This is a genomic window from Sorangium sp. So ce176 (assembly GCF_051519835.1).
GTDB lineage: Bacteria > Myxococcota_A > Polyangia > Polyangiales > Polyangiaceae > Sorangium > Sorangium cellulosum_G.
The window spans coordinates 1,433,751-1,447,973 of the sequence record NZ_CP150371.1 but is presented as its reverse complement, the minus strand read 5'-3'; the positions used below and the strand labels follow the sequence as shown (position 1 = coordinate 1,447,973).

12 protein-coding genes are annotated in these 14,223 nt (G+C 72.1%); 4 read left to right on the top strand and 8 right to left on the bottom strand.

The window, feature by feature from the left end:
- Nucleotides 1-394: 394 nt before the first annotated feature.
- Nucleotides 395-781, bottom strand: a complete 387-nt coding sequence (locus tag WMF42_RS05380) for a hypothetical protein (protein WP_437690620.1) — start codon at nucleotides 779-781, stop codon at nucleotides 395-397.
- Between the two features lie 89 nt (nucleotides 782-870).
- On the opposite strand from WMF42_RS05380, the gene WMF42_RS05375 reads away from it, so the two are divergent.
- From WMF42_RS05375 to WMF42_RS05365, 3 genes are all read left to right on the top strand, one after another.
- Nucleotides 871-1,389, top strand: coding sequence for a hypothetical protein (locus tag WMF42_RS05375; protein WP_437690618.1), 519 nt, complete (start codon nucleotides 871-873; stop codon nucleotides 1,387-1,389).
- Nucleotides 1,390-1,576: 187 nt separating this feature from the next.
- The gene (locus WMF42_RS05370; RefSeq protein WP_061608638.1) at nucleotides 1,577-2,449 is read left to right on the top strand and encodes a formate/nitrite transporter family protein; all 873 of its coding nucleotides are present in this window, start codon (nucleotides 1,577-1,579) and stop codon (nucleotides 2,447-2,449) included.
- Between the two features lie 256 nt (nucleotides 2,450-2,705).
- Nucleotides 2,706-3,302 carry a hypothetical protein gene (locus tag WMF42_RS05365; RefSeq protein WP_155798433.1) on the top strand — a complete coding sequence of 199 codons (597 nt, stop codon included), beginning with the start codon at nucleotides 2,706-2,708 and terminating at the stop codon, nucleotides 3,300-3,302.
- 280 nt (nucleotides 3,303-3,582) lie between these two features.
- Here the strand turns inward: WMF42_RS05365 and WMF42_RS05360 are convergent, their stop codons facing one another.
- Nucleotides 3,583-4,017 carry a hypothetical protein gene (locus WMF42_RS05360; RefSeq protein WP_437690616.1) on the bottom strand — a complete coding sequence of 145 codons (435 nt, stop codon included), beginning with the start codon at nucleotides 4,015-4,017 and terminating at the stop codon, nucleotides 3,583-3,585.
- Between the two features lie 560 nt (nucleotides 4,018-4,577).
- On the opposite strand from WMF42_RS05360, the gene WMF42_RS05355 reads away from it, so the two are divergent.
- Nucleotides 4,578-5,045, top strand: a complete 468-nt coding sequence (locus WMF42_RS05355; RefSeq protein WP_061607541.1) for a hypothetical protein — start codon at nucleotides 4,578-4,580, stop codon at nucleotides 5,043-5,045.
- Between the two features lie 140 nt (nucleotides 5,046-5,185).
- Here WMF42_RS05355 and WMF42_RS05350 read toward each other — a convergent pair whose 3' ends face one another.
- The 6 genes from WMF42_RS05350 to WMF42_RS05325 all read right to left on the bottom strand — a co-directional run bounded on the left by WMF42_RS05350 (nucleotide 5,186) and on the right by WMF42_RS05325 (nucleotide 14,222).
- Nucleotides 5,186-5,824 carry a lysophospholipid acyltransferase family protein gene (locus tag WMF42_RS05350; protein ID WP_061607542.1) on the bottom strand — a complete coding sequence of 213 codons (639 nt, stop codon included), beginning with the start codon at nucleotides 5,822-5,824 and terminating at the stop codon, nucleotides 5,186-5,188.
- 109 nt (nucleotides 5,825-5,933) lie between these two features.
- Complete coding sequence (locus WMF42_RS05345; protein ID WP_434045824.1) at nucleotides 5,934-7,382, bottom strand: GuaB1 family IMP dehydrogenase-related protein; 1,449 nt, start codon at nucleotides 7,380-7,382, stop codon at nucleotides 5,934-5,936.
- Between the two features lie 12 nt (nucleotides 7,383-7,394).
- The gene (locus tag WMF42_RS05340) at nucleotides 7,395-8,606 is read right to left on the bottom strand and encodes a glycosyltransferase (RefSeq protein ID WP_437690614.1); all 1,212 of its coding nucleotides are present in this window, start codon (nucleotides 8,604-8,606) and stop codon (nucleotides 7,395-7,397) included.
- Nucleotides 8,603-11,227, bottom strand: a complete 2,625-nt coding sequence (locus WMF42_RS05335; protein WP_437690612.1) for an efflux RND transporter permease subunit — start codon at nucleotides 11,225-11,227, stop codon at nucleotides 8,603-8,605. The genes WMF42_RS05340 and WMF42_RS05335 overlap by 4 nt, the downstream gene beginning before the upstream one ends.
- A gap of 161 nt (nucleotides 11,228-11,388) precedes the next feature.
- On the bottom strand, nucleotides 11,389-12,972 hold the full coding sequence (locus WMF42_RS05330; protein ID WP_233561348.1) for a glycosyltransferase: 1,584 nt from the start codon (nucleotides 12,970-12,972) through the stop codon (nucleotides 11,389-11,391).
- Nucleotides 12,973-13,217: 245 nt separating this feature from the next.
- Nucleotides 13,218-14,222 carry a glycosyltransferase family protein gene (locus WMF42_RS05325; protein WP_061607546.1) on the bottom strand — a complete coding sequence of 335 codons (1,005 nt, stop codon included), beginning with the start codon at nucleotides 14,220-14,222 and terminating at the stop codon, nucleotides 13,218-13,220.
- Between the last annotated feature and the right edge of the window lies 1 nt (nucleotide 14,223).

Genomic DNA, 14,223 nt, shown 5'->3' with positions numbered 1-14,223 from the left:
TGCCTGTCGTGGTTCGTTCGGGAAGAAGCGGGCTCCGATTGGCTTGACCTCTCGATTCCCTCCGGGATGCTCGAGGCTGCATATGGGCTTTCGTATCCTCTCGATGCGCAGACGGATCCCTGGCTCGTGCGACTGGAGCGTCTCCTCGCGACGATTGGTGCGCGCATCTTCGAAGTGGAGCCCTTCCAGCTAGGCCTCCTGGGGGAAGAGGCGTCTGGTGCGAGCAGCGCGTCCGAGCTAGCTGTGCGGAGCTCGACACGAGGATCGGGAGCGCGCAAAGCAACCGACCCACAGCCTGGCCTGAAGCCCAATCGGGTTGCGCCGGCGCCGCCCTGAGCCGGGTCGGTCGAGCTCCTCCACGATCCCATCGCCGCAGCCCTCGGCAGGAGGCTGCTCATCGAGCCGCGAATCCGCCCGACACCGGGAGCGGACCGCGGACCATGGGGAGGGCGCGGCGACCCGAAGGCTCGTCGTCGGTACCGCTCGAGGTGCCCTTCAGCTCGGCGAAGTAGCGCTTGCGGAAGATCAGCGTGGGGGCGTCGGTGCGGACCGAGCGTTCCTCGCCGGCCGGGGGGATCTCGACAGGGAAGGAGGACTCGACGATGGCGCGATCCTCGCAGGCGATGCGCGCGTTCATGCGGTGGAAGAAGAAGTCGAAGAGTGGGCTCGTCATGAAATCGCGGGCCATGGTCATGAGCATGCGGGTGCGCTGACCATCGATGGGGACGCAGGCGACGAGCATCATCATGCGCTTGTTCGGGATCGGGATGTGCAGGTTCATCTGGTTGGGCCAGCGGAAATCGAGCGATCCGGCCTCGGCCTTGCCGTCGATCGACGATCAAGCACTACTTCGGCGATCGATCGGGCGCGGTGGCCGAGGCGCTGCGGACGGTGCGCACAAGCGCGGCGCAGTACATCGCGACGGTGGCGGAGCCCGGCGATCTCGGCCTGCGGGAGTCGCTGCTCGGGCTCGGGTCGCGCCTTGCGGCTGTGTGGGTGCCGACGGGGGTCGGGCAGCTCTTCTCGGCCGGGATGGCGGCGGGGCTCTTCGACGCTGTCGCCGGCCCCGGCTACCTGGACGGGGTGCTCGAGCCGATGGTGCGCGCGATGGAGGAGCGCCTGCGCGTGCACGCGCACCGCGGCGAGGCGCGCCTCGATCCCGAGGACGAGCTGTCGGTGCGCACGGCCGCGCTCGCGTTCCTGTCGCCGCTCCTCGTGGCGCTCCTCCACCAGCACGGGCTCTCGGGCACGACCTGCCGGCCGCTGCCGATGCAACCGTTCCTCGAGAACCTGGTGGACGGCTTCGTGGCGGCCTACGGGCACAGCGAGGGGCGGCCCCAGGACTCGCCTCTCGACAAATCAGATACCGATCGTCGACGGAAACACTGACGAAACGCAGCCACGTTTACATTCCACGGCACGTCGACGGAGCTCCATCGCTCCGGCGCACGCCGGGGCGATCCGTTCGCGCTGCCGCCCAGGCAGCGCCGGCCAGCGCGGCGCGGCCTGCCAGGGGCGGGCGCGCCAAGCTCGAGTCCTATCGCCAGTCACGTCTTCACGGAGGAAAGCCAAGCTTATGTCCTATCTGGCGCCGACAGAATTTGTCACCAAGATGGTCGATGCGGGCGAGTCCAAGGTCCTCATGTCGACCCGGGACACGTTGATCCGAGCCTACATGGCCGGCGCGCTGCTCGCGCTCGCCGCCGTCTTCGCGGTGATGGTCACCCAGCAGACGGGCTACCCGATCATCGGCGCGATGCTGTTCCCGGTCGGCTTCTGCATGCTGTACCTGCTGGGCTTCGATCTGCTCACGGGTGTGTTCGTGCTGTCGCCGCTGGCGCTGATCGATCGCCGCAAGGGCGTCACCCTGGGCGGCGTCCTGCGCAACTGGGGCCTTGTCTTCGTGGGCAACTTCGCCGGCGCCGTCACCGTCGCCGTGATGATGGCGGTCGTCTTCACCTTCGGCTTCTCCACGGAGCCGAGCGCCGTCGGCAAGGCCATCTCCGGCATCGGCGAGGCGCGCACGCTCGGCTACAAGGAGTATGGCGCCGCCGGCATGCTGACGCTCTTCGTGCGCGGCGTGCTCTGCAACTGGATGGTCTCGACAGGCGTGGTCGGCGCGATGATCTCCAACACCGTCGGCGGCAAGGTGACGGCGATGTGGATGCCCATCATGCTGTTCTTCGCGATGACGTTCGAGCACTCCGTGGTGAACATGTTCCTGTTCCCCTCGGCCATGCTCATGGGCGGCAACTTCTCGGTCATGGACTACATCGTGTGGAACGAGATCCCGACAGTCGTCGGCAACATGCTCGGCGGCATCACCTTCACGGGCCTCACCCTGTACGTCACCCACCTCAAGACCGCCCCCAAGCTCGTCCCCGCCGCCAGGGAGCGCGAGCTCCCCGCCGCCGAGCCGCTCCGCGCCTCCACCAGCACTGCCGCCTGACGCGCCCGCAAGGCTCTCACCGCCGTCAGCGCGACCGCTGTGGTGGACCGAGAGGGCGCTTGCGAGGCGACCGGCGGCGATCGGGTTACCGAGCCGTATCTCGCGAATGACTCCATCCGCTGCTGCGACGCGCCTTCGGGCGGCTGAGCAAATCTCCGTCGCGCCGAGCGGATTGCCTCTGACAGAGACCTCCACGTAGCTTCCCTGGATTCACGCGCGCCGCTTTCGGCGCGCACACAACCAAGGAGGTCAGTTCATGCCCAAGCAACCTGTGCAAGACCCCACGGACGTCGATCAGCTCTCGGCTGCCCAGATCGAGGAGCGCGTCGAGAAGACGCTCCAGCACATCGAGGCCATCCGATCGCTCTGGCCTGGTCTCGAGCGCCTCGAGGAGGGCCGGCGCAAGCGCAGCGTCGGCCGCAGCCTCGGTGTGCTGGGGCCCCCGCTCGCCAAGCTGTTTGCGCTCCTGCGCCCGAAGGACGGCAAGGACAGCGCGCTCGCGCGATCGTTCCACGTGCTCGGGGACCAGGACGACGGCGATGACCCGGAGCGGTTCGAGGTGGAGCTGCTCGAGCGGCGCCTGAAGCGCGCCGTGGCCGAGCAGAAGGTCGCCGACGCGCTCGAGGACCTGGCGCGCCACCTCGACGACGACGTCCTCGCCACCGCCGAGATGGTCATCGGTCCGGGCCTCGCCGCGCTCGATCTGGCGCGCACGATCGCCCGCCAGAACGCGAGCTTCCGAGCCATCCTGGCGCCGGTCCTCGACGACTTCCGGGCGATGACCAAGCAGGCGCGCAAGGCGAAGAAGCCCGAGGCGCCGAGGCCTGAGCCGGCGGCGCCCGAGCCGATCTGACGGCGCCGCGGGCTCCCCAGAGCAGCCCCACCGTCCACGCCTACCACCGGCGGCGGCTGGTCAGGCATTCTCCCTCCCAGCGCTGCCGTCCGTTCACCCCAGGCCGAGGTTCATGCACCGCCGCGCGGAGCATCCGGCGATGCCTCGCCAGGCATCCGCCGGCGCCTCGCCAGGCATCCGCCGGCGCCTCGCCAGGCATCCGCCGGTACCTCGCCAGGCATCCGCCGGTACCTCACCAGGCATCCGCCGAGCCCCGCCCGTCCGGCGGAGACGCGGCCCGTCAGTATTCGACGTCCTGCTTGAAGACGAGCTCCGAGGACGGTGACCCGGGATTGCTGTTCTTCTCGAGGCTGATGACGAGCTCGAACCGGGTGAGCGGCACGCTCACGTCCTTGAGCTTGCCGGTGCGGTCGTCGGCGTCGAAGTTGAGCGCGCCGACCCGCTGCCACGGCGAGTCGCTGTCCGGGCGCGCCCAGACGACGTAGGCGGAGCTCGTCGCCTCGAGGCGATCCGGCGGCGGAAGGTTCTTCGCGGTGATGTCGAGGCGGGTCATGGCCGCGTCGAAGTTGACGTCGGCCACGATCACGGCGTCGGCGCCCGGCGCCTTCCCTATGCCCTGCGGCGTGTAGCGCAGCGGGCCGCCGCAGCCCGCTATCATCGCGCACGCAAACGCCACGACGGCGAGCCGCAGCACCTTCGATACATGTCCTGTCATCTCGGTAGATCCTCCTTCGTCGCTCTGCTGCGGGCGAGGACGCCTCGCGGAGCCGCCGGCACCGGCCGGCGGCAAATCAGCGGCGGCATCATAGCCGCTTTCGGCCGCGCCGACGGCGCTCGCCGACGCGAGACCGCGACCGGGCGCGCCGGCAGCCCCGCCGGCGGCCTCGCCCGCCCCGCCCCCGCGGCCTCGCCCGCCCCGCCCCGCGGCCTCTCGCCCGCCCCGCCCCGCGGCCTCTCGCCCGCCCCGCCCCGCGGCCTCTCGCCCGCCCCGCCGGCGGCCTCGCCCGCCCCGCCCCCGCGGCCTCGCCCGCCCCGCCCCCGCGGCCTCGCCCGCCCCGCCCCGCGGCCTCGCCCGCCTCACCAGCGCGGCGCGCTCGCCCGCCGGCGCCGCGCGCTCTCCCTGCCGGGCGTCGCGACGGCGCGGGTCCCGGCCGCCGGGCGGCGCGTCCTCGGCGAGGGCTGCGCGCGCGGCCGGATCCCGGAATCGGCGGCCGGCGCGGAGCCCAAGGATCGCATGGCGAAGCGCCGCCCATCGACTAAGGTCTCGAATTCGAGATGGATTTGGCACACACACGGCTCGGAGCGCGGGGCGATCGCTGGTCGACGTCGCGGGGGATCCTGGATGTTCGCACGCCCGCGTCCGACGTCGTGACGCGGCGTTTCGAGGGGTACGCGACGCTCGAGCTCATCGAGCCGGCGGTCAGGCACCTGGAGACGCTCATCGAGTCGGGCATGCGCCCGCTCGTGTTCGACGATCTCGAGCTCGGCACCGGCTATGACAGCGACGTCCGCGCCAAGCTCACGTCGTGGCACCTGCGGAATCCCGGCAAGCTGAAGGAGGTCCATATCCTCGTCCGGCCGGGGCTCGTCGCCATGGGCGTCACGGTCGCCAACCTCGCCACGGGCGGCCGCTTCGTCGTCTACACGGATCGCTCGACGTACGAGTGGACGCTCGCCGGCGCCCTGACGGAGCGGATCACGGCGGGGCCCGCCTCGTCGGTGCGCGCGCCCTCCCTGCGCTGACGCGGTCTCCAGGCTCGGTTCGACCCGCGCCGCGAGCAGCCCGACCCGCGCCGCCCGCGGCCCGCCCCGAGGGTCCGATCCACGCGATCGGGCCGCTCAACAACGCGCGCCGCGGCGCCGCGGCGCCGCCGGCCCCGAGCTCACGGGTGCTGCGCTACCCCGTTCGCCTGGGGGCTCCGGGCGCCGAGCGTGATCTCGCTCATCCGGCCCGGATGCTTTCCTTCAACGCCATCGTAATGACGGCGGATCGCCGCCATATCGGCCTCGATATCACCCGTCGGGTAGAAGACGTGGAGGATCCCGCCGCGTTTCCGGGGGAAATCAAGATAACCGAGGAGGATCGGGACGCCGGCGCCGAGCGCCACGTAATAAAAGCCCGTCTTCCAACGTTTCGTGCGCGAGCGCGTGCCCTCGGGCGCGACGACCAGAATGAGCTCGTCGCGCTGCTTCAGGATGTCCACCACGGCCGCAACGAGGTTGTTCCGGTCGCGGCGATCGACGGGGATGCCGTCGAGCCACCGGAAGAACCAGCCGAACGGCGGCTCGAAGAGGGTGTGCTTGCCGAGCCAGGAGAACTCGAGGCCGAGCACGTAGCTCACCGCGAGCGTGAACGGGAAATCCCAGTTCGAGGTGTGAGGCGCCGCGATCAGAACCGCCTTGGGCGGGAGATCCGTCACGCCCTCCACGCGCCAGCCGAACACGGAGAGCCAGGTCTGGCCGATGAACCGGCGAATCGCGCGGCGGGGGGCTGAAAAACGCGGGGCAGGATCGCTCGGCATGGATGACCTCGACGGTAAGCAGCCGGAGACTTGTCGCTGCCGGGGTGGATGTCACGTCACCTTTCCGTCATCGCCGCGCCGTCATCGCCGCACCGTCATCGCCGCGCCGTCATCGCCGCTCCAGCCCGTGCGGCTTGCCCTCGCCGTAGCCGGCCAGCGTCTGCACCCCGATGACGGCCTTCTCGTGGAGCTCGTCGAGGTTCGCCGCGCCGGCGTAGGTGCACGCCGACTGCACCCCCGTGATCATCTCGATGAGGATGGCGCCGACGCTCTCGCGCCCCTCCTGGATGTAGATGCGCGACGTCGAGATGCCCTCGCGGAAGAACCCCTTCTTGGCGCGCTCGAACGGGTCGAGATCGGCGGTGCGCTCGCCGACGGCGCGCGCGCTCGCCATGCCGTAGTTCTCCTTGTAGAGCAGCCCCTCGCGGTCCTCCATCACGTCGCCCGGGCTCTCGTACGTGCCGGCGAGCGTCGTCCCGACCATGACGCGCGAGGCGCCGGCGGCGAGGTAGAGCGCCACGTCGCGCGGGTGCCGGACGCCGCCGTCGGCCCAGACGCGCTTGCCGTGGCGGGCGGCCTCGCGGGCGCACGCGAGCACCGAGGTGAACGTCGGCCGGCCGGCGCCGGTCTGCATGCGCGTCGTGCACATCGCGCCGGGGCCGACGTTCACCTTCACGATGTCCGCGCCCGCCTCGATGAGCTCCCGCGTGCCCTCCGCCGTGCAGACGTTGCCGGCCACGAGCGGCGCGGCGCCGCCGATCGCGCCCCGCACCGCGCGGACCGCCTCGAGCATCCGGCGCTGGTGGCCGTGCGCTGTGTCGAGCACGATCGCGGAGACGCCGATCTCGAGCAGCCTGGCGGCGCTCTGCGCCGCCTGCGCCGAGATGCCGATCGCCGCGGCGACCATGAGCTCGCCGCGGTCGTCGAGCGTCGGCCGGAGGAGCTCCAGGCGCACGGCGTCGTCGCGCGTGAGCACGCCGTGGAGCCGCCCGTCGCCGTCGAGCACGGGCACCGCCTTCACGCGCGCGTCCTCCATCAACAGGAACGCCGTCCGGTTCGGCGTGCCGGCCGGGATGGTGATGAGCCGCGACGACATGAGCGCGGACGCGGGCGTGTACTGGTCGCGGTTGCGCAGGTCGGCGTGCGTGACGATGCCGATCGGGCGGCGCTCGTCGTCGACCACGACGACCATGTCGTGCGACCGCTTCCGGATGATGCCGTGCACGTCGCGGAGCGTCGCCCGCGGGGAGACCGAAAGCGGCGTGTCGTACCGCGGATCGGCGCGCTTGATGTGCCGGACGATGCGCTCGACCGTGTCGAGGTCCATGTCCTGCGGCAGCACGCCGAGCCCGCCGAAGCGGGCCATCGTCTCGGCCATCCGCTTGCCGGTGACCGCGTTCATGTTCGCCGAGACGATCGGGTGCGAGCCGCCGGGGAAGTCCGTCGGGCGCAGGTCGGTGTCGAGGCGCGAGCCGCCGGCGAAGTACCCGGGGGTCAGGAACACGTCTTCGAGGGCGAGCTCCAGGCTCTCGTCACGCTCGGGGTGGAGAAAGCGCATGCGCGGCTCCGATCAGGGGTGGGGGGGCGGCGGTGGACGCCTCGCCGCGCGGCCTTCGGCCTGGCCGCGCGCGAGCAGGTCCGCGTAGAGGGCGAACAGCGCGTCGAAGTGCTCGTCGCTGGCCGGCAGCCGCTCGCCCGCGGCGCGGGCCGCCGCGGCGCGCTCGGCCCGGGGGCGCTGCAGCACCCGCTCGATCGCGGCGGCGACCTCGGCGGCCGGGGCGCGCGCCGGGTAGGTCTCGGCGGCGCCGGGGCTCACGAAGTCCATCGCCGCGCCGGCCGCGGGGACGACGAGCGGCAGGCCCGAGCAGAGCGCCTCGCCCAGCACGAAGCCGAACGTCTCGGCGGCGCCCCCGTGGACGAAGACGTCGGCGCTGGCGAGCAGCGCCGCGTAGGTGGCGCGGTCCTTCGCGAAGCCGAGGAAGCTCACCTGGGGCAGCGCGGCCGCCCGCCGCTCGAGCCGCGCCCGCTCGGGCCCGTCGCCCAGGATCGCCAGCGCCACCGGGCGCCGCGCCGCGAGCTCCCGCGCCGCGTCGATCACGAGCGCGACCCGCTTCTCGACCGCGAGCCGGCACGCGACGAGGAGCAGCACGGCCGACGGCTCGTCCGCGAACCGGCCGAGCAGGCTGCGCCGCAGCGCCGGGTCCGCGCGGGAGGGGTCGAACGACTCGCGCCGCACGCCGAACGTGACGCGGTGGACGCGCTCGCAGCCGTGCGCGCTGAGCTGCTCGGCGATGAACGTGCCCGGGGCGATCGTCGCGTCGAACCGCCGCGACAGCGCCCGCGGCCAGGCGAACAGCGCGCCCTCCAGCGCGCGGGCGACGGCGCGCGGGCGCAGCCGGTCGAGCAGCGGCGCGGCGTACGTGCTGATCTGGTCGGAGTGGTACACGAACGTGCGGAGCGGGACGGTGCGCTCGCCCGCGACGACGAGCGCGGCCGTGTACGGCGCGCTCGCCTGCAGCACGTCGGGCGCCTCGCGGCGGATGATCGCGCGCACCGCGCCGAGCCGGAGGAGGGCGTGGTAGGTCGGGTCGTACGGCATCGGCGGGCCGGCCACCCGCACGATGCGCCCCTGCTCGAGCGCCACCTCCTCGTCGCGCGGCCCGGGCGCCACGACGACCACCTCGTGGCCGCGCCGGCTGCCCTGGCGCACGAGCTCCTCGAGGTACGAACGCACGCCGCCCCCGCGCGACGAGAAGAACTCCGCGACGTCCAGGATCTTCATGAGTGCTCGCTCCCGCGCCAGAGGAGGCCGCCCTTCCACGCGCCCCGCAGCATCCCCGAGCGATTCATCACGTGCAGCAGCGCCGGGAGGAACAGGAGGGCGCTCGCCACGCACGCGATCTCGCCGCTCACCGCGACCCAGCCGAACGAGTTCAGCGCCTGGTTGTCGGCGAACACGAGCGACCCGTAGCCCAGCACGGTCGTGTAGCTGCAGAGCGCCACCGGCCCGGCCGAGCGCTTCAGCGCGAGCGACACGTCGCCGCCGAGCAGCCGCGCGCGGTCGAAGACGTTGAACGGGTACTCGCAGCCGATGCCGAACGTGATCGGCAGCGCGATGAAGTTCAGGAAGTTGATCTTCACGTCGAGCATGGCCATCGCGACAGCCGTCCCGAGGACGCCGAGCACGAGGGACGACAGCACAGTGAACGAGCCGACAAGGCTGCCTGTCGCGAGCACCACCACCAGGGAGACGGCCAGGAAGGACACCGCCGTCGCGAGCGGGCCGTCGCGCTCCATCGACCGGATCATCTCGGCGAACACCGTCGGCCTGCTCGCCGTGACGACGTGCGTGCCGTCGGGGAGGACGATGTTGCCTGTCGTGTTCGCCATCCGGAGGAGGTTCTTGCCGTTCGAGAACGAGACGTCGTTCTTGTACTTCACATAGAACACCGTGCCCACGACGCCGTTGTTCTCCTCGAACCTGCGCCGGATGAGGTCCGGCAGGTCCTCGGGGGTGATCACGCGCAGGGTCTCCGGCGGCTTCATGAGCCGGACGCGCTCCTGCTCCTCCGGGGTCAGCGCCCGCATCACGCGCGGGGTCAAGCGGCTCCGGATCCGCTCCAGGACCTCGAGCTTCCGGCGCTGCTCCTCGGGCGTGCCGGGGAGGAGGTCGGCGATCGTCGCGACGTCGGCCACGAGCCTCCCCTGCGGATCCGCCGCGTCGTTCGCCAGGATCTGCGCCTTGATGGCCGGCACCTGCTCGGGCGTGTCCGCGAGCATCATCGCGCCCGCGACGTTCATCTTGCCGCCGAAGACCTCGGACGCCTTGAGCGACCAGCTCCCCGCGCCCTTCTGCTGCGAGCTCTTCGAGCCGAGCCGCGCGAAGTTGTACTCCCACGGGTCCCTCAAGTACGCGGGGAGCTTCCACGCCGCGAGGAGCAGGACGATCGGCGCGACGGCCAGGAACACGACCGGCCACCGCTTCGTCGTGCGCGCGAGCAGCCGCGCCGCGGGCCCCGAGGCGCCCTCCTCCGAGACGCGCGGCGGCGGATCGCGCAGCCAGCGCGGGAGCCTCGCCTGGACGCGCTCGATCGCGACGAGCGTCGCGGGCACGAGCGGCACGATGGAGGCCCACACAGCGAGCATCCCGACGAAGCCGATCGTGCCGAACTGGCTGAACCCGCGGAAGTGGGTGATCGTGAGCGACCCGTAGGCGATCGCCGCCACGCAGGCGCCGACGAGCTCGGCCCGGAACGCGTTGAGGACCGCCTCGCGCCGCGCCTCGTCCGCCGCGATGCCGCGCGCGCGGAAGTCGCGGTACCGCGACAGGAGCACGATCGGGTAGTTGACCCCGTTGCCGACGATGATCGCCCCGAGGAACGCGCCGACCGTGTTGACGTAGCCGTACGTCGCCGTCGCGAACGCGTAGCCGGCGCTCGCGCCGAAGGCCGTGGGCAGGGCGATCACGACAAGCGACCAGGGCGAGCGGTAGTAGGCGACAACGCCCGCGAGGATCAGCACCAGCGCGATGGCGGTCGCCCACACCGCCTCGCTGACGAGCGACTTCTGCTCGGCGATCGCGTTCGGGATGTCGCCCGCGTAGCCGACCTGCATGTCCGGGTGGAACTGCGCGGGCCCCAGGCGATCGACAAGCGCGGTCACGTCGTCGAGGAGCTGGGCCGCGCTGCGATCGCCCATCCCGGCGCTGCGTGAGACGATGCGGATCGCGGCCATGCGCCCGTCGGGCGTCGAGAAGTAGCCGCTCGGGAACTCGTCGATCTTCTTCAGCCGCCGCTGGAGCTCCGCCCACGTGTCGTCGAGCGACAGGCCCTTCTTCGCCGGCGCGCCCGCCGCCTGGCCCCCGCTCGCGCCGCCGGCCTCGCCGGCGTCCAGGTCCTCGATGAGGCCGCTCCTCAGGGCGAGCTCGAGCTCGATCGCCTCGTCCGCCTGCTCGAGCTCGCGCACGCTCGCGTAGAGCCACTTGTTCTCGTCGAAGAAGCGGCGCGCCTCCTTCGTGCCGGACTCGACGTAGCGGATGAGCGACTCCGGCCCGCACGCGGCGCGGCACGCGTCGTCGGCGCAGGCGGCCAGGCAGGCTGCGCGTCGCCGGAGCGGCTCCTCGAGCTGCTCGGAGAGCGCGTCGATGAACCGCTCGTTCGCGCCGCGATCGGGCGACTCCGCGATCACGATGAGCTGCGCGCCGCCGTCCACGCGCTTGGCCTGGCGCTCGTAGGCCATGAACGCCGGGCTGTCGCTCGGCAGGAGCTCCCGGAGCTCCGTGCGCAGCTCGAGCCGCGACGCGTAAGTCCAGAGCCCTGCCATGGCGGCGATCGCCAGGCCGATCACGAGCCAGGGACGCCGCCCGCTGAAGTCGACGAGCGACCCGATCATCCTGAGGAGCATGCGAAGAACACCTCGAGCCGGCGCCGGGATGGCCGGCGCGGGGCAGGTCGTACCACGCGCGGGGCGCAGAACGACGGCGAGCAACCTCTCACGCGCAGAACCGCGCGCGGCGCAGAATCAAGCGCAGAATGACGCGCAAATCACGCGCAAATCACGCGCAATCACGCGCAGAACGACGGCTGGATCCCCTTCGGCCGCGGCGCCGCGGCCGGGCGCAGGTGGCCGAAGGCGAACAGGCCGCCGGTGAAGCCCACCCAGGAACGGAAGTGCCGGAAAGTCTCCAGCCACTGGAGCGCCTTCGGCCCCTCGACGAGCGGGCGGATGCCGGACTGCGCCGCGTGCTCGCGCGCGTTCACGAAGGCGTTCGCGAGCATCCGCTGCACGACGACGGGCGAGGAGCGCTCGCGCGCGCGCTGCGCCGCCGCGCCCCCGAGGCGCGCGGCGGCCGCAGGGTCCCGCGCGAGCGCGAGCGCGGCGTTCGCGAACGCGGCGTTCGCCTTGTCCTCCGCGAGCGCGCCGCGGCCCGGCTCGAGCAGCAGGCCGTTGTGGCCGCTCTGGATCTGCGAGCTCACGCCCATGCCGTCCGCGAACGCGACCGTCGGGGAGCCGCACCAGAGCGCCTCGCTGAGGACGTTGCCGAACGTCTCGCTCAGCGACACGTGCAGGAAGGCGGTCGCGTGGCGGTAGTAGTCCGAGATGCGGCTGTACGGCACCTCGCCCGTGAAGATCACCCGCCGGGCGACGCCGAGCTCCCGCGCCAGCGCCGCGTACGCCGCGCTGTCCGGCCCGTCGCCGACGAGCGTCAGCGTCGCCTGCGGGTGGTTCGGCGCGATGTGCTCGGCGAAGATCCGGATGAGGCGGTGCTGCGACTTCTCGCGGGTGTGCCGCCCGGCGCAGACGAAGCGCGGGCCGCGCACGTCGAGGCCGCGCTCCTCGAGCAGCGGCGCGTACGGGTCGGGGCCGAGCGAGCGATCGAACACGTCCTCCGGCACCATCCGCGGGATGACGTGGATCGGCACCTTCACGCCCCGGTCGCGCCAGTAGTCGCGCAGGCCCTCGCTCAGCACGACGAGCCCGTCGCCCTGGTTGTAGAGGTCGACGAAGAGCCGCTCCATCGGCGCGCGGAGCGTCTTGTGGAGCACCGTGTGGACCGCGCCGATCCGCGAGATGCGCTCCGGCAGCAGCACGTCGTACGCGGCCGCCAGGTGCGTCGTGTTCACGCAGAGCAGCGGGGTGCCGCGCATCTTGCGCAGCCAGATGCCGAACTCGACGAGGAGCGTCGTGGTCTGGGCGAAGCAGATGTCGAAATCCCACCGCATCGGATCGAACACGTAGGACTCCAGGGGCATCGGCAGGTGCACCCCGGGGTAGGTGCGCAGCGGCACGCTGGGCAGGGCGATGGTGCCGGGGGGCATCTCGTCGGCCGAGGCGTCCGGATCCCGAGGTCCGATCAGTGTTGCCTGGTGACCACAGGTGTTGAGCGCCCGATACAGGGCCCGCGTCTGGAAGACCGCCCCGTTCGCGTAAGGAATGCGCGTGAAGTCGCTGAGGATGGCGACCTTGAGCGGCCGCCCGTTGGCCCCGGAGAGGGAAGCAAACGGGTTCTCCGGCGCCGCCACCTGCGCCTTGACGAAGGGGTGCCCTCCCCGTGCGGGCCCAGGGGATGGATTGTGGCGCGCCGACACGATCGCCTCGTGCTGCCCGCGATCGCTCCGGTGGTCACCGAGCGGCTGAAATGCATCCATGGTCATCTTCGTTGCTCCTGGAGGGGCGGCGCGTGCCGTGATCGATGACCGATGCGCGCAGCGTGACAGGCGGTCTGACGCGCATGTCGCGCTTGCGGCCATCGTGTCGCTCCCGCGCCCGCGAGCGCGGCCTGCTGCTCATCACAGCAGTCATTCCTCGTCGGCCGAACGGCCGGTGATTAGCAAACCTCATGCCGGTTGTCTCGCGTGACGCCACGCCCGGCGGTGCGAACGTCGCGTTGCACCTAGGCCCTGTCTGCGCACGCCTCGTCCAGCAGGGAACGCGCGGCCGACGGCGCGCTGGGCAGCGCGCGCTCCAGGTCGATGCGTGCGAAGTCAGCGGCGCGGGCGCGATCGAAGAAGCGCGCCACCACGCCCGGCGAGAGCGACAGCAGCGGGCTCGCCACCGCGACGCCGGCGCGCTCGGCCAGCAGGGCGTTGAGCGTCTGCTCGTGGTGGCGCTCGTCGTGCAGCGCGAGGACCGGCTTCCCCGCGAGCACGCACTCGGCGAGGACGTTGCTGCCGGCGGTGGTCACGACAGCCGACGCCGCCTCGAGGTGGGCGAGGAACGCGTCCGGATCGAACGGCCGCGCCGTCACGCCGGGCACGTCGACGCCGGGGGCGCCGAACGCGACGACGCGCCGGCCCGCGCGCGCGATGCGCTCGAGCGCGCCGCGCGCGTCGTACTCGCTGAAGTAGCAGACGACCGCCCCGGGCTCGACGTCGCGCGCGGCGCCCGCGGCCGGGAGCCGGCGCTCCGGCCGCGCGACGACGGTGCCCGGCGCCTCCGGCTCGACGGGGAGGAAGTGGACAGCGACGGCATGGCGCGCGCGGGTGGAGGCCCAGGTCGTGCGCCGGCAGGCGAGCACCCGCAGGCGCGGCAGCCCCTCGGGCAGGCGGCAGCGCGAGAAGACGAGATCGTGGCCGATCGCGACAGCGCGGATCCCGAGCGCCCGCGCGGCGAGCAGCGAGGGCAGGTCCCCGTCGCTCACGATCGCGTCGGGCCGGAAGCCCGCCTGCTCGACGAGCTCCTTTGCGACCCGGCGCGGCAGCTCGATCACGCCGCCGACGCCGGGGTAGATGGGCCGCACGGGGCGGTGCTCCGGCAGCGCGCCGAGCAGCTCCGCGGCCTGGCCGCCGGCGTAGATCCTGAGCTCGTGGCCGCGCTCGCGCAGGGCGCCCGTGATCGCGAGCGCGCGGCTCGCGTGGCCGCGCCCGCGCCCGTGGACGTAGTACCCGATCCTCGCCACG